We start from the raw sequence: 18,861 nt of genomic DNA, 5'->3' as shown, positions 1-18,861 counted from the left end.
CCGCGAGGGGGCGCATCAAGCGGGCGGCGTGCGCGCCGCCCAGAATTCCATCAGCGCGGCCTGGTCCATCGCGCCGCACCCGATCGCGGTCAGCAGCCGATGGATCTCGGCGCAAACGACGGTCATCGGCATCGCGATGCCCGTCTGGCGCGCAAGATCCTGTGCGCCGTTGAGATCCTTCACCATGTTGTCGATGCGACCCGTCGGACGATAGTCGCGCGCAGCAAAGCGCGGCATGTATTCCTGGAGGATCGCGCTGTCGGCCCGGCCGCCGCGCAAGGCCAGAGGAATTTTTGTAGCATCGACGCCGGAAGCCTCCGCCAGCGCCGTCGCCTCGGCCACCGCGACGAAATTGAGCGCGCACAGAACCTGGTTGATCAGTTTCGTTGTCTGTCCCGCGCCACACGGGCCCATATGCGTGAAATTCGAGGCGACCTCGGCGAGCACCATCCGCGCCTCCGCGACATCGGCAGCATCCCCACCGGCCATGCAGGTCAACTGGCCGATCAGGGCCTTCGGCGCGCCGCCCGACAGAGGACTGTCGACCCAGCGTGGCCCGGCTGCGGCCGCGTCCCTCGCCAGCGCGCGCGTGGATTCCGGGTCAATCGACGACATGTCGATGATGAGGGTGCCCTTCCGCGCGCCTTCGGCAACACCCGCCGGCCCGAACATTGCAGCTCGCACGATCTTGGACGAGTTGAGGCTGAGGATCACGGCATCGGCTTCGACCGCGGCCTTCGCAGCAGAGCTTGCCGCAGTCGCACCGTGTTCGACGAGAGACGCGACCTTCGCAGGATCGAGATCGAACACCAACAATCGGGTGCTGGTTTGAGCAAGCCGAGCTCCGATTGCGCCGCCCATGGCGCCGGCGCCGATCAATGCGACTGAACCAGGCATTTCGACATCTCCACGGTGAGTTTCGACGACACGCCTCAGAGCGAGGCCGTGATGCCGCCATCGACATAGAGCACATGTCCGTTGACGAAGGAGGACGCGGCCGAAGCGAGGAAGACGCAGGCGCCGACGAGTTCCTCGACCTTGCCCCAGCGGCCCGCCGGGGTGCGCTTTTCGAGCCAGGCCGAGAACGCAGCATCCGCAACCAGCGCGGCATTGAGCGGCGTATCGAAATAGCCGGGCGCGATCGCGTTGACCTGAAGGCCGTGCTTCGCCCAGTCCGTCGCCATGCCTTTGGTCAGATTTCCGACGGCTCCCTTCGTCGCTGTGTAGGGCGCAATCGACGGGCGCGCGAGTGCGGTTTGCACGGACGCGATGTTGATGATCTTGCCGGCGCCACGCGCGATCATGTGGCGGGCGCAGGCCTGACCGACATTGAAGACCGAGGCGATGTTCGTTTGCAGCAGGCGCTGGAACGCGTCTGCGGGGAAATCCTCGAGCGGTGCGCGGTGTTGCATGCCCGCATTGTTGACGAGAATGTCGATGGGCCCGATGTCGGCCTCGAAGCGATCGACAGCCGCGCGGGAAGCGGCGTGGTCGGCGGCATCGAAGGCAAGGGTTCGCGTGCCCGCGATGGAACTGGCGGCGGCGGCAAGCTTGGCCTCGTCGCGACCGTTGAGAACGACCTCCGCACCGGCCTCGGACAGGCCGCGCGCAAGCGCAAAGCCGATGCCTTGCGAAGATCCCGTCACCAGCGCTCTGCGCCCTGTCAGATCGAACAAGTTGATCGCCACCCTGTTTCCTCTTCTTGCGTCTCGACATCTATCATTCGCCGCACTATGTTATCGATAACATTTCCTGTCAAGACGAGGCCGAAGAGGAGCGCTCCCCCACATGTCGAAGCCCGAAATCCTTCAGATGGGCCCCTATCCGGAATGGGATCAGCTCCCGCTCGATGAAGCCTACACAGTCCACCGCTATTTCGAGGCGGCTGACAAGCATGCCCTCCTTGACGCAGCCGGAGCGTGTGTGCGAGCCATCGCCACGCGTGGCGAACTCGGCGCAGGTGCCGAGCTCATCGCGGCATGTCCGAAGCTTGAAATCATCTCGATCTACGGCGTCGGTTTCGATGCCGTGCATCTGGACAGCTGCCGGTCGCGCGGTGTCCAAGTCACCAATACGCCGGACGTGCTGACGAAGGACGTGGCCGACATCGCGATCGCGATGATGCTCGCACAATGGCGCGGCGTGAACGGTGCCGAGCGCTGGGTGCGCGATGGATCATGGGCCGCCAAGGGACTCTATCCCTTGAAGACACGCGCCTGGGGCAAGCGCGCAGGCATCCTTGGCCTCGGCCGCATCGGGTTTGAAGTGGCACGCCGGCTGACCGGCTTCGACATGGACATCGCCTATTCGGACATCGAGGCGAAGCCATACGCCAAGGATTGGACCTTCGTCGCCGACCCGGTCGCCCTCGCCGCAGGTTCGGATGTCCTCTTCGTCACGCTCGCCGCCTCGGCAGCGACCCGGCACATCGTCGGGCCTGCGGTTCTTGATGCGCTCGGACCCAACGGCCTCCTCATCAACGTCTCGCGCGCCTCCAACATCGACGAAGCGGCGCTCATCTCGGCGCTTGCGAGCGGCAAGCTCGGCGCAGCGGCGCTCGATGTCTTCGAAAGCGAGCCGAACCTGAACCCGCGATTCCTGGAGCTGCCGAATGTACTCCTGCAGCCTCACCACGCCTCCGGGACGGTCGAGACCCGCAAGGCCATGGGCCAGTTGATGCGCGACAATCTCGCCGCGCATTTCGCTGGCCGCGCGCTGCCCAGTCCGGTCCTCTAACTTCTTTCGTTTGTCAGGGTCTGATGAAAGCCGTCGTCATTCACGTCACCCCACGAAGTGGAGGACCCGAGCGGTCGCGACCGCGCTAGCCGAATGTCCGTTTGCGCACCAACCGCGGTACCGACGACGGTGCGTTCCCTCCCCCGCAAGGGGGGAGGGAACGAGAAAGCGGCGCCCTCCTCACACGCAAATTTCCGGCAAAATTCTCTCATCATTTCAACCCCCGTTCTACTGTGCATGGGGTTGTTTTCGCGTTCTCATTTGGCGAAGGGCGCGAACTGCTCTGCCACTGCCCGGTAGACCTCGCGGCGGAACGGCACCACGATATCGGCGACACGGTCGAGGCGCTCCCAGCGCCAGGCGTCGAACTCGGCGGGCTGGCCGTTGCGCGGCGTCAGCGGGTCGATCTCGTCGTCCTTGCCGGTGAAGCGCAGCGCGAACCATTTCTGGCGCTGGCCGCGGAATTTTGCCAGCCGATGCGTCTGCGGTCCGTCATAGGGCGGGAATTCGTAAGCGTACCAGTCGGTCTCGCCGAGATAACAGGCGCTGACGACGCTGGTCTCCTCCCAGAGCTCGCGCATGGCGGCATCGCGCAAATTCTCGCCTTCGTCGACGCCGCCCTGCGGCATCTGCCAGTCGAGGCCCGGCAGGATGATCTCGGGGCCGTCGCCCTTGAAGCGGTGGCCGATCAGCACATGGCCGTCGGCATTGAACAGCGCGATCCCGACATTGGGACGATAGGGTTTTTCGTTGGTCACGCCTGCATCTCTCATTGTCAGTCCAGCCGGTGCCTTAGCACCAAAGCCGGGATGACAATTTGAATTAGTCATCGGCGAGCGCGGAAAATTCCTTCACCACGCGCTCATAGACCGGGCGCTTGAACGGGATGATCAGTTCGGGAAGGTTTTTCATCGGCTCCCAGCGCCAGCTGACGAATTCGGCCTTGTGGCCGCCACCGCCGGGCTTCTCGACGTTGATCTCGCTGTCCTTGCCGATGAAGCGCACCGCGAACCATTTTTGGCGCTGGCCGCGGTAGCGGCCCTTCCAGGCGCGGCCCGCGACCGTGCGGGGGATGTCGTAGATCAGCCAGTCCGGCACCTCGCCGAGCCGCTCGATCGAGCGCACGCTGGTCTCCTCATAGAGCTCGCGCTTGGCCGCCTCCCAATTGTCCTCGCCGGGATCGACGCCGCCCTGGGGCATCTGCCAGACGTGGCCGTCGTCGACATGCTCGATACCGCCGGCGCGGCGGCCGATGAACACCAGGCCCTTCGTGTTGATCAGCATCACCCCGACGCAGGTTCGGTAGGGCAGATCCTCGTAACGCGCCATGCCGCCAAACCTCTCGCGTACTGCCGGCCGGGCGAGGGACGCCGTGCCGTACCAATTCTTTGATTTAGCTGGATCTTGATTTCAGCATCGCGGTTGTCAATGGCACCAATAGGATACCCCGGTCGCTCAAGGTCTTGATCCAGGCGCCGACCCGCTCGATCGAGACGGGCAGCGCAGAAGCCGTGCCGATGGCAACGCCGCGCTCGCGGGCCACCGATTCCAGCTTGTTCAGGGCACGGTCGATCTCGTTCGCGGTCGGCACCGCGTCGAGCGCGATGTCGCCCTTGCCGAAGGGAACGGCGAGGCTTCCGGCCGCCTGCGGCGCGATGCTGCGCGGCGAGGTGCCGTCGTCGAAGAAGCCGAGCCCGCGCTTGGAGGCCTCGCGGATGATCGGCTGCATCGCCGCCTCCGTCGCGATGAAGCGGGCGCCCATGAAATTGGTGATTCCGGCATAGCCCTGCATCCGGCTCAGGTGCCAGTACAGGCGGTCGGTGTTCTGGTCGGGGGTGAGCGAGGTCAGCAGCGTCTGCGGGCCGGGATCGTTGTCCGGGAAGTCGTAGGGCTCCATCGGGATCTGCAGGAAGATCTCGTGGCGCTGGGCGCGGGCGCGCTCGGCCAGCTTTCCCGGATCGGATCCATAAGGCGTGAAGGCCAGCGTCACCGCGCCCGGCAGCTTCATGATCGCATCGGTGGTCTTGGCGGCGCCGACGCCGAGGCCGCCGATCACGATCGCGACGACCGGCATTTTCGCGGCCTTGGCGCGGTCGGCCTCGGCGGCATAGACGTTGAACGGCTTGAGATCGCCCGAGATCGCGGGGATCATGCCGTAGCGCGACTTCTCCAGCAGCTTTGGGTCGATCCCGGCCATGACGGGCGGGGCCGCGGAAGCCGCCTCGCCCTTGTCGGTGGGGTCGCCGGCGCCGATCACCACGTCGTGGCGGGCACCGGTCGAGCCGTCGATCATGGTGACGGTCTTCTGGTCGCCGGCGTGCTTCGGCGCTTCCTTGGTGTCGTGCTTGCTCTCTTGCTTGGCGTCCTGGCCGTGGCCGGCCGCGGGCTTCTCGTCGGTGGCCTTGGGATCGCGAATCGCGATCCGCGTCATCGGCTCGCCCCCGAGCGGGTCCTTGTTGAAGATGGCAAAGCCTGCAAAGGCGACCAGGAAAAGGCCGAGCATCACGGCGAGCAACTGCATGGCCGTGAAAGGCAGCCGCAGCCGCCGTTTCCGACGCGGCTTGTCCTGTCCGAGCGGGGCGCTCAGATCATCCGCCGTTTCAGTCATGCGAGATCCCGAATCACTTAGCCCGACGATACCACGGCGAGGTCAAGTGGCGGCAGGCCGGGATAGGCCGGGGAGGCCAGGAGTTCCACGCAAAAAGGGCGGCTCTCGGAGCCGCCCTTGTCGTCACGTCTCGCAGATCGCGGTTGGTGTGCCGCCTTAGTTTGCTGCCTTGGGCTTGTCGGCGGGCGCGGCCTTGTTGTCGCTGCTCGGCGTCGGCGCCGCGTTGGCGCTGTTCTTGATGCCGTGGAGCAGGTCGTCGGCCATCTTGAGCGCCTTGTCGTCCTTGGCGTCCGGCGGGACATAGGACTGCGAACCGGTCTTCTCGTCGCCGTCGTTCTTGAGGTGGCCGCGCAGCGAAGCTTCGCCCTTGGTGTCGGTGCGCGATTTCAACTCGTCCGGCACGTCCTGGAGCACTTCGATGTCGGGCACGATGCCCTTGGCCTGGATCGACTTGCCCGACGGCGTGTAGTAGCGCGCGGTGGTCAGGCGCAGCGCGCCGTTGCCCGAGCCGAGCGGGATGATGGTCTGCACCGAGCCCTTGCCGAACGAGCGCGTGCCGACGATGGTCGCGCGCTTGTGGTCCTGCAGCGCGCCGGCGACGATTTCCGACGCCGAGGCCGACCCGCCGTTGACGAGCACGATGACCGGCTTGCCCTTGGTGAGGTCGCCCGCATGCGCGGTGCGGCGCTGGGTCTCCTCGGCGTTGCGGCCGCGGGTCGAGACGATCTCGCCCTTCTCCAGGAACGAGTCGGAGACGGTGACGGCCTCTTCGAGCAGGCCGCCCGGATTGTTGCGGAGGTCGATGATGTAGCCCTTGAGCTTGTCGCCGATCTGGGTCGAGAGGTTGGCAACCTCCTTCTTCAGGCCTTCGGTGGTCTGCTCGTTGAAGGTGGTGATGCGGATATAGGCGATGTCGTCGGCCTCGACGCGCGCGCGCACCGAACGGACGCGGATGTTGTCGCGCACCAGGGTCACGTCGATCGGATTGTCCTGGCCCTTGCGGATGATCTTGAGCTTGATCTTGGTGTTGACGGGGCCGCGCATCTTCTCGACCGCCTGGTTCAGGGTCAGGCCCTGCACCGCCTCGTCGTCGAGATTGGTGATGATGTCGTTGGCCATGACGCCGGCGCGCGAAGCGGGCGTGTCGTCGATCGGCGAGACCACCTTGATCAGGCCGTCTTCCATCGTGACCTCGATGCCGAGGCCGCCGAACTCGCCGCGGGTCTGCACCTGCATGTCGCGGAAGCTCTTGGCGTCCATGTAGCTCGAATGCGGATCGAGGCCGGAGAGCATGCCGCTGATCGCGGATTCGATCAGCTTGGTGTCGTCGGGCTTCTCGACATAGTCGGAGCGCACGCGCTCGAACACGTCGCCGAACAGATTGAGCTGGCGATAGGTGTCAGCGGTCGCCGCGCGCGCGCTGGAGCCCATGAACACCGCGCGCGGCTGGGTCGCGAACAGCGTCAGCGCCGCACCGGTGGCCGCGCTGAGGAGGATAACTGAAGTCTTGCGCATCATCCGCGAACCTTCTCGCCTTCATTTGCGGCCCACCATGGGCCTGGATCGATTGGAGTGCCGTCTTTGCGGAACTCGACATACAGCACAGGCTGACTCGCGTTGGTGGCGAGAATGGAGGCGACTTGAGATGTCGACCCCATGGTCGCGACCGGCTCCCCCGTGAGCACGAACTGTCCGATGTTTACCGAAATGCGCTCCATCCCGGCGATCAGGACATGATACCCGCCCCCGGCATTGAGGATCAAGAGTTGTCCGTAGCTGCGGAACGGGCCGGCATAGACCACCCAGCCGTCGCATGGCGTTGTGACCTGCGAGCCGGGCTTGGTGGCCAGCGAAATGCCCTTCTGGACCCCGCCGACGCCATCGGAACCGCCAAAGTCCCTGATCTTGTTACCGTTAACCGGCAAAGGCAGGAGCCCCTTCGCCGAGGCGAACAGGATGGCCGGGCTGGTTCGGGAGCGATCCTTGAAGATGGCCGGGCCGGGCTTGGCACTAGCCGCTGCCTTGGCCTCCTTGGCTTCGGCCTGCTTGGCGGCCTCGGCGGCCTTCTCAGCCGCCTTGGCGGCGCTCTGCAGGTCCTGCTCCATCTTGGCGATCAGCCCCTGGAGATCGCCGACCTGTTTTGACAGCGTGATGGCGCGCGAATTTTCGGCGTCGAGGTCCTTCTCGCGCGAGGCCTGCTGGCGCTGCCGCTCGTCGACCAGGGCTGTGAGCCGGGTCTGGTCGCTGCGGATCTTGTCGCGGTCGGAGGCCAGCTGGTCGCGCTCGGCGGCCATGCTCTTGCGCAAGGTCACAAGCTCGCCGAGCTCGCCCGCGATCTTCTCGGCGCGGCTGCGCAATTCCGGCACGACAGCGCCGAGCAGTATTGCGGTGCGCAGCGATTGCAGCGCATCTTCCGGCCGCACCAGCAGCGCCGGCGGCGTGCGCCTTCCGGCTCGCTGCAGGGCCGCCAGCACCTCGACGATGTCGGCGCGGCGCGAGTCGAGCGAGGCGCGCGTTTCCTGTTCGCGGCCGTTCAGCGTCCGCAGACGCGCTTCGGCCTCGTCGATCTTGGTCTCGACGGTGCGGACATTGGCGGCGGTGTCGATCAGCTGCTGATTGAGCTGGGTGCGGTCCTGGCCGAGCGAGGCGATCTCGGCCTTCAGCTTGGCCTGCGCCTCCTCCGCGCTCTTCTGCCGGGCGCGCGCAGCTTCCAGCTCCTGCTCGCGCTGCTTGATGGCATCGGTCGAGATGACTGCGGTCTGGGGCGCCGGTGCCGCCGTCTGAGCTTGTGCGAGATTTTCTTCGGCGAAGAGGCTTGCGCCGGCGCAGCTCACCATCAGCAGCAAATTGAGGATCGGCGCTCGCATCTGTTGGGCAAGGTGCTCGTTATGGCGCGAATCACGCGCGATGATAGGGGTGGCCGGCCAGAATGGTGGCGGCCCGATAGAGCTGTTCCAGAAGCATGACGCGGACCATTTGATGCGGCCAGGTCGCGGAGCCGAATGCGATCGCGAGCTTGGCCTTACGGCGCAATTCGGGCGAAAGTCCGTCCGCCCCGCCGATCACGAAGATAGTATGACCGGCGCCTTCGTCGCGCCAGCGCCCGAGATTCCGTGCGAATACGGTGGAATCGAGGTTTTGTCCGCGCTCGTCCATCGCCACCAGGATCGACTTGTCCGGGATATGCGCGGAGATCGCGGCCGCCTCTTCGGTCATCCGCGTCGCGGCATCACGCGCGCGGCTCTCGGGGATTTCGTGGATGGTGAGCTCGCGGAATCCGAGCTTGCGGCCGGCCTCGTCGAACCGCTCGAAATAGCGCTCGGCAAGCTCCCGTTCCGGCCCCTGCTTCAGCCGGCCCACCGCGATGACAGCGACACGCATGATGTTTCAGAGTCGAGTTTTCGAGACCGCGCGCATTCGGCGCGCGCACGACGCTAGCATGCGCGTCGGCCGATTCGAAATCGGCCAGCAGCCTCCAAGATCGCGTTAGATCGCCTTCGCCGCCCCCGGGCCCTGCGTGTACAATCTCTCGAGATTGTAGAACTCACGGACCTCGGGTCTGAACACGTGCACGATCACTTCGCCGGAATCGATCAGCACCCAGTCGCAATTGGGCAAGCCCTCGACATGGATGTTCTTGATGCCGGTTTCCTTGAGGCTCTTCGTCACGTTCTCCGCGATCGCGCCGACGTGCCGGTTCACACGGCCCGTGGTGACGATCATGTAGTCGGAGTATGCCGATTTGCCGCGAAGGTCGATGGTGACCGTCTCTTCCGCCTTCATGTCCTCGAGGCGGGAGAGGATCAGGCTCAGCGTCTTGTCGGCGTCGGGTTGCGCCTTCAAGGCCGCAGCTTTGGTCGATGTTTTACGCGCCGGTTTCGTAGCCTTGGGTAAAACAGACTTTGACAATACAGACGTGGCCAGGGACCATTCCTTTCACTGTATCGCGAAGGCCGAATCCGGCCTTCGCTGGTTACACTACATCATGTGGGGTTAAGGGTTTCAATATGCCAGAGAGCCCGTAATTTCCCACATTCCGTCTCACTTCGTACCTTTCCAGCTCCCGTCCGGGTTCCGCAGGCCCGTCGAGGAGAGGTTGAGCTTCAACCCGGTCAGGAAGACCCAGGCCGGCGCCGGCCGGTCCGCAAGCAAGGCTGCCTCACTCTCCGGCAGGCGGTAGCGCGCGAGCGCCTGGGCGGCAGGGGAGGCGAGGGCGCGAAAACTCTGCGGCGGGCGATCGATCACTGCCATCGGGACCTGGGCGGCGATCCGCCGCCAGTCCTGCCAACGATGGAATTGAGCGAGGTTGTCGGCGCCCATGATCCAGACAAAGCGCAAGCCGGAGAAGCGGCGGCGCAACGTGTTGATCGTGTCGATGGTATAGCGGGTACGAATGACGGATTCGAGACAGCTTACCTCGATCCTGGGGTCATTGGCGACATCGCGCGCGGCCTGCATGCGCTCGCCGAGCTCATGCAGATTGCCGTTCTCCTTGAGCGGATTGCCTGGCGTGACCAGCCACCAGACGCGATCGAGTTGCAATCGCATCAAGGCGAAGCGGCTGATCGCGCGATGGGCCTGATGCGGCGGGTTGAACGAGCCGCCGAGCAGGCCGATACGCATCCCCTCGGTATGGGGCGGGACCGCTTGCGCCACGAAGCGCGGCACGACGAAATTGTTACTCAATGCCCGCCCGCCCCGCGACGTCTCTTACGGCCGCGTCTGCCCGGTGCCGTGAACGCGATATTTGAAGCTCGTCAATTGCTCGGCGCCGACAGGGCCACGGGCGTGGAAGCGGCCGGTGGCGATGCCGATCTCGGCACCGAAGCCGAACTCACCGCCGTCGGCGAATTGCGTCGAGGCGTTGTGCAGCACGATCGCGGAGTCGACTTCGCTGAGGAATTTCTTCGCGGCAGCGTCGTTCTCGCTCACGATCGCATCGGTGTGGTGCGAGCCGTGGTCCTGGATGTGCGCGATCGCGCCGTCGACGCCATCGACCACCTTCGCCGCGATGATCGCGTCGAGATATTCGGTGTCCCAATCGTCTTCGCTGGCAGGTTTTACGCGCGCATCTGTCTCCTGCACGGCGTCGTCACCGCGCACCTCGCAGCCGGCCTCGAGCAGCATCTCGACCAGCGGCTTCAGGTTTTTGCCGGCAGCGGCGCGATCGACCAGCAATGTCTCGGCCGCGCCACAGACGCCGGTGCGTCGCATCTTGGCATTGAGCACGATCGACTTCGCCATGGCGAGATCGGCGCTGGCATCGACATAGACGTGGTTGACGCCTTCGAGATGCGCGAACACGGGCACGCGCGCCTCCTGCTCGACGCGCGCAACGAGGCTCTTGCCGCCGCGCGGCACGATCACGTCGATCGAACCGTTGAGGCCGGACAGCATCATGCCGACCGCCGCGCGGTCGCGCGTCGGCACCAGCGTGATCGCAGCTTCCGGCAGTCCCGCTTCACGCAGACCCTGCACCAGGCACTCATGGATGGCACGACAGGAGCGGAAACTGTCGGAGCCGCCGCGCAGGATCACGGCATTGCCGGATTTCAGGCAGAGCACGCCAGCATCCGCCGCGACGTTCGGCCGGCTCTCGAAGATGACGCCAACGACGCCGAGAGGCACGCGCACGCGCTCGATGGTCATGCCGTTCGGCCGCTGCCAGCTCTCGGTGACGATGCCGACGGGATCGGCGATGCCGCGCACGACGGCGATGCCCTCAGCCATGCCTTCGACCCGCGCCGGCGTCAGCGTCAGGCGGTCGATGAAGGACGAGGTGGCATTGCCGGAGGCGCGCGCTTCGGCGACGTCCTCGGCATTTGCGGCGAGGATCGCTGCGGCGTTGGCGCGAATCGCCCGCTCCATGGCTTCCAGCGCCCGGTTCTTCTGCTCCGGCGGCGCCAGCGCCAGCACCCGCGCGGCGGCGCGGGAACGGGTGGCGAGATCGGACATCAGCGCCAAGAGATCGGCGGTTCGATCGGCATTGCCGTCAACGGCTTTCAGGGGGGCGGCCATGAGAGTTCAACCTTCTGCTAAGGCGGTGTCCTAGCACGGAAATCCCGCTTTTGCGAAGGGCGGGGCGGGTATGGCAGGGGTACGGTCGTGGATACCGGGTCGGCCAATGGCCTGGCGGGACCGGAGGTGGGACCGATCCTTGCCGGACGCTCAAATATCAATAAATATCATTATCTGATAACGGAGCCGTCCATGGCGAGCAGCTACAGCATTGGCAAGCATTTCGAGGACCTGATCGACAATCTGGTCGAGAGCGGCCGCTACGCTACCGCGAGCGAAGTCATGCGCGAAGGTCTTCGGCTGGTCGAGGAGCGCGAAGAGCGGCGCAGGATCAAGCTGGAGGCGCTACGGGAGGAAATCCAGAAGGGGTTTGACAGCGGACCGATGGAGGAAGTCGACATTCAGGAATGGATGAACGACATCAAGGCGCGGGGACGGCAACGGTTGGCCGCGCGCAAACGTGGCGAATAGATTCCGCAAAGCTCCACAAGCAGACATCGATCTCGATTCGATCTGGGACTTCATTGCTTCGGACAGCATTCGGGCCGCCGAGAACCAGATCGGGCGCATCGGTGAGATTTTCGAGATGCTGGTGGAGAATCCGCTGGCCGGAAGAGATCGACGAGAATTGCGTGCCGGCTTGCGCAGCTTCCCAGTCGGCAATTACGTGATCTTCTATGTCCCGTTGCCTGATGGCATTGAGATCGTCCGCGTCATGCACGGCCGCCAGGACATCGGCGCCGACGACATGCAATAGCCGGCCTTACCCGCCCACCACCAGGTCGTCGCGGTGAATCATCTCGGAGCGCCCGCTGATGCCGAGGATGGTCATCACATCAGGGGAGGAGCGGCCCTTGATCCGCTCGGCGACCTCGGCGTCATAGGCGATCAGGCCGCGGCCGACCTCGCTGGTATCGGGGCCGCGGACGATTACGGCATCGCCGCGGGCGAACTGGCCCTCGACCTTGATCACGCCGGCCGGCAGCAGGCTGGCGCCGGCGCGCAGCGCCGTCACCGCGCCCGCATCGATCGTCAGCGTGCCCTTGGGCTCCAGCGTGCCCGCGATCCAACGCTTGCGCGAGGTGATGGGGTTGGCCGGCGTCAGGAACCAGGTGCAGCGTCCGCCATTGGCGATCGCCTGCAGCGGATGCTCGATCTTGCCGGATGCAATCAGCATGTGCGTGCCGCCTGTCGTGGCGATCTTGGCCGCCTCGACCTTGGTGCGCATGCCGCCGCGCGACAGTTCGGATTCGGCGTCTCCCGCCACCGCCTCGATCTCCGAGGAGATGCTCTCGACCACCGGGATCAGTTTTGCGTTCGGATTGTTCTTTGGTGGGGCGTCGTAGAGGCCGTCGATGTCGGAGAGCAGCACCAGCAGATCTGCGCTCGCCATTGTGGCGACGCGCGCAGCGAGGCGGTCATTGTCGCCGTAGCGGATCTCGTTGGTTGCGACCGTGTCGTTCTCGTTGATGACAGGGATCGCGCGCCACTCCAGCAGCTTGCCGATGGTGGAGCGCGCGTTGAGATAGCGGCGACGCTCCTCTGTGTCCTGGAGGGTGACGAGAATCTGGCCGGCGCCGATGCCGTGGGCGCCGAGCACCTCGGACCAGATCCGCGCCAGCGCGATCTGGCCGACGGCGGCGGCTGCCTGGCTCTCCTCCAGCTTCAGCGGACCGCGCGGCAGCTTGAGCCGGCTGCGGCCGAGCGCGATCGAGCCCGAGGACACCACGAGCACGTCGCGGCCCTCCTTGTGCAGCTTGGCCATGTCGTCGGCGAGCGCGGCCAGCCAGGACGCCCGCACCTCGCCCCTGTCGGAATCGACCAGCAGCGCGGAGCCGACCTTGACGACGATGCGGCGGAATTGACTGAGTTCGGGGCTGGCCATGTGGGTATGTGTCGGCGCCAACAGGACGGAATTGCTCTGGAAACGGCGGAGCGACGGGCGGCGCCGGTGAGGCCTGCTTTTGCAGCAGGACGATGGCCGGCGCAAGGCGGCCGGGGTGGGAAACGGGACCAATGTCGGTCTTGTCTCGCAGGCCCGGCTGGCTCTAATGGCCGCCAACCATAACGGGCTGGAAAGGGGAAACGCATGGATCGCCGCACATTCATGGCCGGATGTCTCGGTCTGCCACTGCTGGCGCAGGTTAGCGAGGCGCAAGCGCAGGCCGGGTTGACCAAGATCATCTTCCCGTTCGCGGCAGGCGCCGGCGGCGACACGCTGTGTCGGCTGATCGGGCAAGAGATTGCCCCGGTGCTGCAACGGACCATCGTGGTCGAGAACCGCACCGGCGGCGACGGCCTGATCGGCATCAAATCGGTGAAGGGTGCCAGCCCTGATGGCAGCATGGTGCTGGTGACGACGGGGCCGACCATGTACCTGCTGCCGATGGTGGAGACGACGCCGAGCTTCGACACGGCGAAGGATTTCATGCCGGTGTCGCTGCTCGCGCGGTTCGAGTTCGCCGTCGTGATCGGCCCGGAGATTGATGCCTCCGATTTCAAGGGATTCGTCGCCTGGCTGAAGGCGCATCCCGACAAGACCTCGTTCGGTGTGCCGAGCAACGGCACCATTCCGCATTTCATGGGCTCCAAGCTCGAGAAGGATCTCGGAATTCCCCTGACGCGCGTGCCCTATCGCGGCAGCGCGCCAATTCTCAACGACATCATCGGCGGCCACATCGCGTTCGGCATCACGACCCTGGCGGACGCGCTGCCGCAGCATCGCGCCAAGGGCGTGAAGATCGTCGCTGTCTCGAGCGCGGAGCGTTCGCCGTTCGCACCCGAGGTGCCGACGCTGAAGGAGAATGGCATCGATCTCGTTGCGGATGCCTGGTACGGCATGTGGCTCCCGGCCGGCAGCCCGCCGGAATTCGCCAGCAAGCTCGGCGCGGCCGCGAGTGCGGCGCTTGCCAAGCCCGACGTGAAGGAGAAGCTCACCGCGATCGGCCTGATCCCGGTCGGCTCGACTCCGGAGGGATTGACCAAGGAGCTCGCCGCCAACACGGCATTCTGGCAGCCGATCGTGAAGGCGACCGGGTACAGGATCGAGAATTGAGCCTCTTCCCCCGTTATTGCGAGGAGCCCTTGCGACGAAGCAATCCAGAGTCCCGAAGAGCGGCCTACATCTTCGCGCGCTGGGCGATGCCGTCCTTGATGGCGGCAAGCTCGGCCTCGTCCCAGATGCCGATCAGGATGCCGCCCTTCACCTGGAGCTGGTTGTCGGCATAGTTCGCGATCTTTTCGCGCGGCGTGGTGACGTGGTCGTTGGGGTGCAGCGCCCAGTCGAACAGCTCGGCTTGCAATCGAGCAATTACGCCGGCGCATTCCGGATCGTCGCCGCGATCGACATATTCGTCCGGATCGGTTTCGAGATCGTACAGCATCGGGCGGAAGCCTGATGCATGAATGTATTTCCAGCGGCCGTCGAACACCATGAATAGGCGGCAGCGCTCGATCGGCTGGTTCAGCTTCAGCCGCACATCCTGCATGGCATAGTCGTATTCGGAGAACGCGACCTTGCGCCAATCGCTCGGTGTCGGCCCGCGCAGCAGCGCCAGCAGCGAGCGTCCCTCGAGGATGTGCCCGGGCACCTTGCCGCCGAAATAATCGACGAAGGTCGGTGCGAGATCGATGCCCTCGACCAGCGCGTCGCTACGCGTGCCGCGCGTGGCGTCGGCTTCTTTGGAGGGATCGATGATGATCAGCGGAATCTTGGCCGACTGTTCGTGGAACAGGTCCTTCTCGCCCATCCAGTGATCGCCGAGATAATCGCCGTGATCGGAGGTGAACACGATCATGGTGGTGTCCAAGAGGCCGCGCTCCTCCAGGAATTTCATCAGCACGCCCATCTGGTCGTCGATCTGGGTGATCAGGCCCATATAGGTCGGGATCACCTTCTCGCGGGCCTCGTCGCGCGCCATGTTGCGGGAGTAGCGCATGTCCATGTAGGCGCCGAACACGGGATGCGGATTCTGCCGCTCACGCTCGGAGCGGATCACCGGGATCATGTCATCGATCGAATACATGCTGGCATAGGGTTCGGGCGCGATGTAGGGCCAGTGCGGCTTGATGTAGGACAGATGCAGGCACCACGGCCGTCCGTCGGTCTCGGCCTCGCCGATGAAGTCCATCGCGCGGCGCGTCATGTAAGGCGTCTCGGAGTGCTCGTCCGGCACGCGCGCGGCCTTGTCGGCGTGCACGAGCAGCCAGCCGTTCTGCAAGCTACCGTCATCCGCGGCGCCCGAGTTGGCCCAGTGCTCCCAGGGGTTCGTCGCTTCGAAACCCTGCCGGCGCAGATACTCGTCGTATTTCGGGCGCGGCCGTCCGGTCGGATGCAGGCCGTCGTCGCGCTCGTAGGGCTCGAAGCCGCATTCGGCGACGTGCACGCCGATGACGGATTCCGGCGGAATGCCGAGCGCCTTCATGCCTTCCAGATCGGGCGCCATGTGGGTCTTGCCGACCAGCACGTTGCGCACGCCGATCTTCTTGAGGTGATCGCCGAGCGTGGGCTCGCCGACGCGCAGCGGCCAGCCGTTCCAGTGCGAGCCGTGCGAGCGCATGTAGCGGCCGGTGTAGAACGACATCCGCGACGGACCGCAGATCGGCGATTGCACGTAAGCCTTCGAGAACAGCACGCCGCGCCTGGCCATGGCGTCGATGTTCGGCGTCTTCAGCGTGGGATGGCCGGTGCAGCCGAGATAATCATAGCGAAGCTGGTCGCACATGATCCAGAGAACGTTCTTCGCGCGCGCCATGCCTTGTCTCCGCCCCCAGCTCGATTTTCCGAATGCTGCTCTATCGACGGCGCGAAGACAACCTCCCCGTTGAGGAGAGGTATGGAGAGAGCATCGATCTTCAGGCCGACCACGGCTCCGCTTCGGCCGCGCTCTTGGCCTTCGCCGAGACCGGGCTTTCGCCGATCACGTCGACCAGCGCGCGGAGCGCTTCCTTGACGCCTTCGCCGGTGACGCCCGACAGCAGCAGCGGCGTCTTCTTGGCGGCGCGCTTCAGCCGGTCCCTCTGTTTCTTCAGCTCGTCCGGCTCGACCGCGTCGATCTTGTTGAGCGCGACGATCTCGATCTTGTCGGTGAGCAGCCCGCCATAGGCGTCGAGCTCCTTGCGCACGGTCTTGTACGCCTTGCCGGCATGCTCGCAGGTGGCGTCGACCAGATGCAGCAGCACGCGGCAGCGCTCGACATGGCCGAGGAAGCGGTCGCCGAGGCCCGTGCCTTCATGCGCGCCTTCGATCAGGCCGGGAATGTCGGCGAGCACGAATTCGCGGCCGTCGGCGTTCACGACGCCGAGCTGCGGATGCAGCGTGGTGAAGGGATAATCTGCGATCTTGGGCCGCGCCGCGCTGACCTTGGACAGGAAGGTCGACTTGCCGGCATTGGGCATGCCGACGAGGCCGGCGTCCGCGATCAGCTTCAGCCGCAGCCAGATCCAGCGCTCCTCGCCGGGCTGACCGGGATTGGCGTTGCGCGGCGCGCGGTTGGTCGAGGACTTGAAATGCGCGTTGCCGAAGCCGCCATTGCCGCCCTCGGCCAGCACGAATTTCTCGCCGACATCGGTGAAGTCGTGAATCAGCGTCTCGCGGTCTTCGTCGAAGATCTGCGTGCCCACCGGGACCTTCAGCACGATATTCTTCCCGTTGGCGCCGTGACGGTCCGAGCCCGAGCCGTTCTCGCCCTTCTGGGCCTTGAAGTGCTGCTGGTAGCGGTAGTCGATCAGCGTGTTGAGGCCATCGGCGACCTCGATGATGACATTGCCGCCGCGGCCGCCGTTGCCGCCGGAGGGGCCGCCGAACTCGATGAACTTCTCGCGGCGGAACGCCACGCAGCCGTTCCCGCCGTCACCGGAGCGGATATAGACCTTTGCTTCGTCGAGGAATTTCATGGGCCATAGGTAGGCCAGCCGGGCACGCCCGGCAACCCGGATGACCCCGCAAATCGGCCGAAAACCTGCGAATTTTGGCCCTTGCTTAACCAGTCGGCCTGCGCCGGATCAGGAATTTCTGCGTGCCCTCGAGCACCAGCTCCTTGCGCTGGTTGAAGACGGTGCTCTTCAGCGTCACCGTGCCGGTCGTGCGGCCCGGCACCAGCTCGGTGACCTCGAGCGCGGGATAGATCGTGTCGTCGGCAAAGACGGGTTTGAGGAACCGGCTGGACTGCTCGAGGAAGCCGACCAGGGATTGCTCGACCATGAAGGGAAACAGGCCCGCGCCGGGCGCGGTGTGGATCAGCGTCTGAAAGCCGTGCGCGAGCAGATGCGGCATGCCGCGGGCTCGGCAATATTCGACGTCGTAGTGCACCGGGTGGGTGTCGCCGCTTGCGGTCTGGAACGCGGCGAATACCGCAGATGTCTGGGTCCGGCTCGGCAGCACGAAGCGCTCGCCGACGACGAAATCCTCAAACCAGCGTTGCGCTGGCATCATGCGGTGCTGGGCCGGGTCGAACTCGGTCATGCCAGTGCTCTTTCGTCGGTGAGACGCCTATCGCTACCGCGCCGCGACGCGTGCGACAATCCGTTCAATTCGGCTTGCGCGGGCTTGTCGCGCGCCCCTGCTTCATTAAAACGACGCTCGATGCCCCTGTTCAAGAATCTCTCCGCCTATGACGACCGCTCGGCGCGGCTGGCCGGCATCGGACTCATGGTGCTCTCGATCTTCATGTTCTCGTTCGGGGACGCCATGGGCAAGTTCCTGGTCGGGACGTATTCGGTCGGGCAGCTGCTGTTCCTGCGTGCCTGCGCGGCGCTGCTGCTGTTGTCGCCGCTGATCTGGAAGCAGCGTCACCAGTTCCTGCATCTGGAGCGGCCGCGCCTGCAGCTCATCCGCGTCGTGCTGTCGACGCTGGAGGTGGCCGCGTTCTTCCTCGCGACGGTCCATCTGCCGCTCGCCGACGTCATCACCTACTATCTGGCGGGCCCGATCTTCGTCACCGCGATGTCGGCGATCTTTCTGGGCGAGAAGGTCGGCTGGCGGCGCTGGACGGCGATTTTGATCGGCTTCTGCGGCGTGCTGATCGCGCTGCGGCCGTCGGCGCAGACGGTGAGCCTGCCGGCGCTGATCGCACTCGGCGGCAGCCTTTCCTTCGCAACCTTGATGCTGATCACCCGCAGCTTGCGCAAGACGCCCGACATCGTGATGGCGTCCTCGCAATTCATCGGCACGTTCTCGCTGGGCGCCGTGCTCTCGGCATTCCACTGGGTGCCGCCGACGCCGGGCAGCCTGGTGTTCTTCGCGCTGGCCGGATGCATCTCGGTGACGGCGCTGTTCTGCGTCAACCGCTCGCTCAAGCTCGCGCCCGCGAGCGTGGTGGTGCCGTATCAATATTCGATGATCGTCTGGGCGGTGATCTTCGGCTTCGTCGTGTTCGGCGACGTGCCTGAAATCGCCACCATCGTCGGCGCCGTGATCATCATCGGCGCCGGCTTCTATATCTACCTGCGTGAACGCGATTTGGGCCGCGCCAGCGGAGAGGTTACCCCGCCGGCGTAGT

The 18,861-nt window shown here is 65.1% G+C and carries 20 protein-coding genes; 5 read left to right on the top strand and 15 right to left on the bottom strand.

Annotated features, from left to right (window positions below; all coding sequences use genetic code 11):
• Positions 1–15: 15 nt before the first annotated feature.
• Both QY049_RS23025 and QY049_RS23020 read right to left on the bottom strand, forming a co-directional pair.
• On the bottom strand, positions 16–897 hold the full coding sequence (locus QY049_RS23025) for an NAD(P)-dependent oxidoreductase (protein WP_301269966.1): 882 nt from the start codon (positions 895–897) through the stop codon (positions 16–18).
• A 35-nt stretch (positions 898–932) separates the two neighbouring features.
• A complete protein-coding gene (locus tag QY049_RS23020; RefSeq protein ID WP_258764565.1) occupies positions 933–1,688 on the bottom strand; it encodes an SDR family oxidoreductase in 756 nt (251 codons plus the stop codon).
• A 100-nt stretch (positions 1,689–1,788) separates the two neighbouring features.
• On the opposite strand from QY049_RS23020, the gene QY049_RS23015 reads away from it, so the two are divergent.
• Positions 1,789–2,736 carry a 2-hydroxyacid dehydrogenase gene (locus tag QY049_RS23015; protein WP_301269965.1) on the top strand — a complete coding sequence of 316 codons (948 nt, stop codon included), beginning with the start codon at positions 1,789–1,791 and terminating at the stop codon, positions 2,734–2,736.
• A gap of 257 nt (positions 2,737–2,993) precedes the next feature.
• Here QY049_RS23015 and QY049_RS23010 read toward each other — a convergent pair whose 3' ends face one another.
• From QY049_RS23010 to QY049_RS22970, 9 genes are all read right to left on the bottom strand, one after another.
• Positions 2,994–3,494: an RNA pyrophosphohydrolase gene (locus QY049_RS23010; RefSeq protein ID WP_258764567.1), complete on the bottom strand. Its 501-nt coding sequence runs from the start codon at positions 3,492–3,494 to the stop codon at positions 2,994–2,996.
• A 64-nt stretch (positions 3,495–3,558) separates the two neighbouring features.
• Positions 3,559–4,065 carry an RNA pyrophosphohydrolase gene (locus QY049_RS23005; protein WP_301269964.1) on the bottom strand — a complete coding sequence of 169 codons (507 nt, stop codon included), beginning with the start codon at positions 4,063–4,065 and terminating at the stop codon, positions 3,559–3,561.
• 64 nt (positions 4,066–4,129) lie between these two features.
• A complete protein-coding gene (locus QY049_RS23000) occupies positions 4,130–5,344 on the bottom strand; it encodes a divergent polysaccharide deacetylase family protein (protein WP_258764568.1) in 1,215 nt (404 codons plus the stop codon).
• A 156-nt stretch (positions 5,345–5,500) separates the two neighbouring features.
• On the bottom strand, positions 5,501–6,862 hold the full coding sequence (locus tag QY049_RS22995; RefSeq protein ID WP_258764569.1) for a S41 family peptidase: 1,362 nt from the start codon (positions 6,860–6,862) through the stop codon (positions 5,501–5,503).
• Positions 6,859–8,211: a murein hydrolase activator EnvC gene (locus tag QY049_RS22990; RefSeq protein WP_258764570.1), complete on the bottom strand. Its 1,353-nt coding sequence runs from the start codon at positions 8,209–8,211 to the stop codon at positions 6,859–6,861. Before QY049_RS22990 ends, QY049_RS22995 begins: the two co-directional genes overlap by 4 nt.
• 31 nt (positions 8,212–8,242) lie before the next feature.
• The gene (gene rlmH, locus QY049_RS22985; RefSeq protein ID WP_194478979.1) at positions 8,243–8,725 is read right to left on the bottom strand and encodes a 23S rRNA (pseudouridine(1915)-N(3))-methyltransferase RlmH; all 483 of its coding nucleotides are present in this window, start codon (positions 8,723–8,725) and stop codon (positions 8,243–8,245) included.
• Positions 8,726–8,830: 105 nt separating this feature from the next.
• The gene (rsfS, locus tag QY049_RS22980; protein ID WP_194478980.1) at positions 8,831–9,187 is read right to left on the bottom strand and encodes a ribosome silencing factor; all 357 of its coding nucleotides are present in this window, start codon (positions 9,185–9,187) and stop codon (positions 8,831–8,833) included.
• 198 nt (positions 9,188–9,385) lie between these two features.
• Entirely contained in the window at positions 9,386–10,030 is a 645-nt protein-coding gene (locus QY049_RS22975) for a nicotinate-nucleotide adenylyltransferase (protein WP_258764571.1), read from the bottom strand.
• Between the two features lie 24 nt (positions 10,031–10,054).
• Entirely contained in the window at positions 10,055–11,362 is a 1,308-nt protein-coding gene (locus QY049_RS22970; protein ID WP_194478982.1) for a glutamate-5-semialdehyde dehydrogenase, read from the bottom strand.
• A gap of 192 nt (positions 11,363–11,554) precedes the next feature.
• Between QY049_RS22970 and QY049_RS22965 the strand changes: the two genes are divergently transcribed.
• The gene (locus QY049_RS22965) at positions 11,555–11,833 is read left to right on the top strand and encodes a type II toxin-antitoxin system ParD family antitoxin (RefSeq protein WP_258767100.1); all 279 of its coding nucleotides are present in this window, start codon (positions 11,555–11,557) and stop codon (positions 11,831–11,833) included.
• Positions 11,823–12,119 (top strand): type II toxin-antitoxin system RelE/ParE family toxin, encoded by a 297-nt coding sequence (locus tag QY049_RS22960; RefSeq protein ID WP_194478983.1) that lies wholly within the window; start codon positions 11,823–11,825, stop codon positions 12,117–12,119. The genes QY049_RS22965 and QY049_RS22960 overlap by 11 nt, the downstream gene beginning before the upstream one ends.
• A gap of 6 nt (positions 12,120–12,125) precedes the next feature.
• On the opposite strand, the gene proB is transcribed toward QY049_RS22960, so the two are convergent.
• Positions 12,126–13,247, bottom strand: a complete 1,122-nt coding sequence (gene proB, locus QY049_RS22955) for a glutamate 5-kinase (protein ID WP_258764572.1) — start codon at positions 13,245–13,247, stop codon at positions 12,126–12,128.
• A 204-nt stretch (positions 13,248–13,451) separates the two neighbouring features.
• Here proB and QY049_RS22950 point away from each other — a divergent pair, with 204 nt between their 5' ends.
• Positions 13,452–14,417: a Bug family tripartite tricarboxylate transporter substrate binding protein gene (locus tag QY049_RS22950; RefSeq protein ID WP_258764573.1), complete on the top strand. Its 966-nt coding sequence runs from the start codon at positions 13,452–13,454 to the stop codon at positions 14,415–14,417.
• 64 nt (positions 14,418–14,481) lie between these two features.
• Here QY049_RS22950 and QY049_RS22945 read toward each other — a convergent pair whose 3' ends face one another.
• The 3 genes from QY049_RS22945 to QY049_RS22935 form a co-directional block, all read right to left on the bottom strand.
• Positions 14,482–16,116, bottom strand: a complete 1,635-nt coding sequence (locus tag QY049_RS22945; protein WP_258764574.1) for an alkaline phosphatase family protein — start codon at positions 16,114–16,116, stop codon at positions 14,482–14,484.
• A 100-nt stretch (positions 16,117–16,216) separates the two neighbouring features.
• Entirely contained in the window at positions 16,217–17,257 is a 1,041-nt protein-coding gene (obgE, locus tag QY049_RS22940; protein WP_258764575.1) for a GTPase ObgE, read from the bottom strand.
• Between the two features lie 85 nt (positions 17,258–17,342).
• Positions 17,343–17,825 (bottom strand): MaoC family dehydratase, encoded by a 483-nt coding sequence (locus QY049_RS22935; RefSeq protein WP_258764576.1) that lies wholly within the window; start codon positions 17,823–17,825, stop codon positions 17,343–17,345.
• A gap of 120 nt (positions 17,826–17,945) precedes the next feature.
• Here QY049_RS22935 and QY049_RS22930 point away from each other — a divergent pair, with 120 nt between their 5' ends.
• Positions 17,946–18,860 (top strand): DMT family transporter, encoded by a 915-nt coding sequence (locus QY049_RS22930; RefSeq protein WP_258764577.1) that lies wholly within the window; start codon positions 17,946–17,948, stop codon positions 18,858–18,860.
• The last annotated feature ends 1 nt before the right edge of the window (position 18,861 follow it).

The sequence above is a fragment of the Bradyrhizobium sp. WYCCWR 13022 genome (assembly GCF_030435535.1).
GTDB lineage: Bacteria > Pseudomonadota > Alphaproteobacteria > Rhizobiales > Xanthobacteraceae > Bradyrhizobium.
This window is presented reverse-complemented; position numbering and strand designations above follow the sequence as displayed.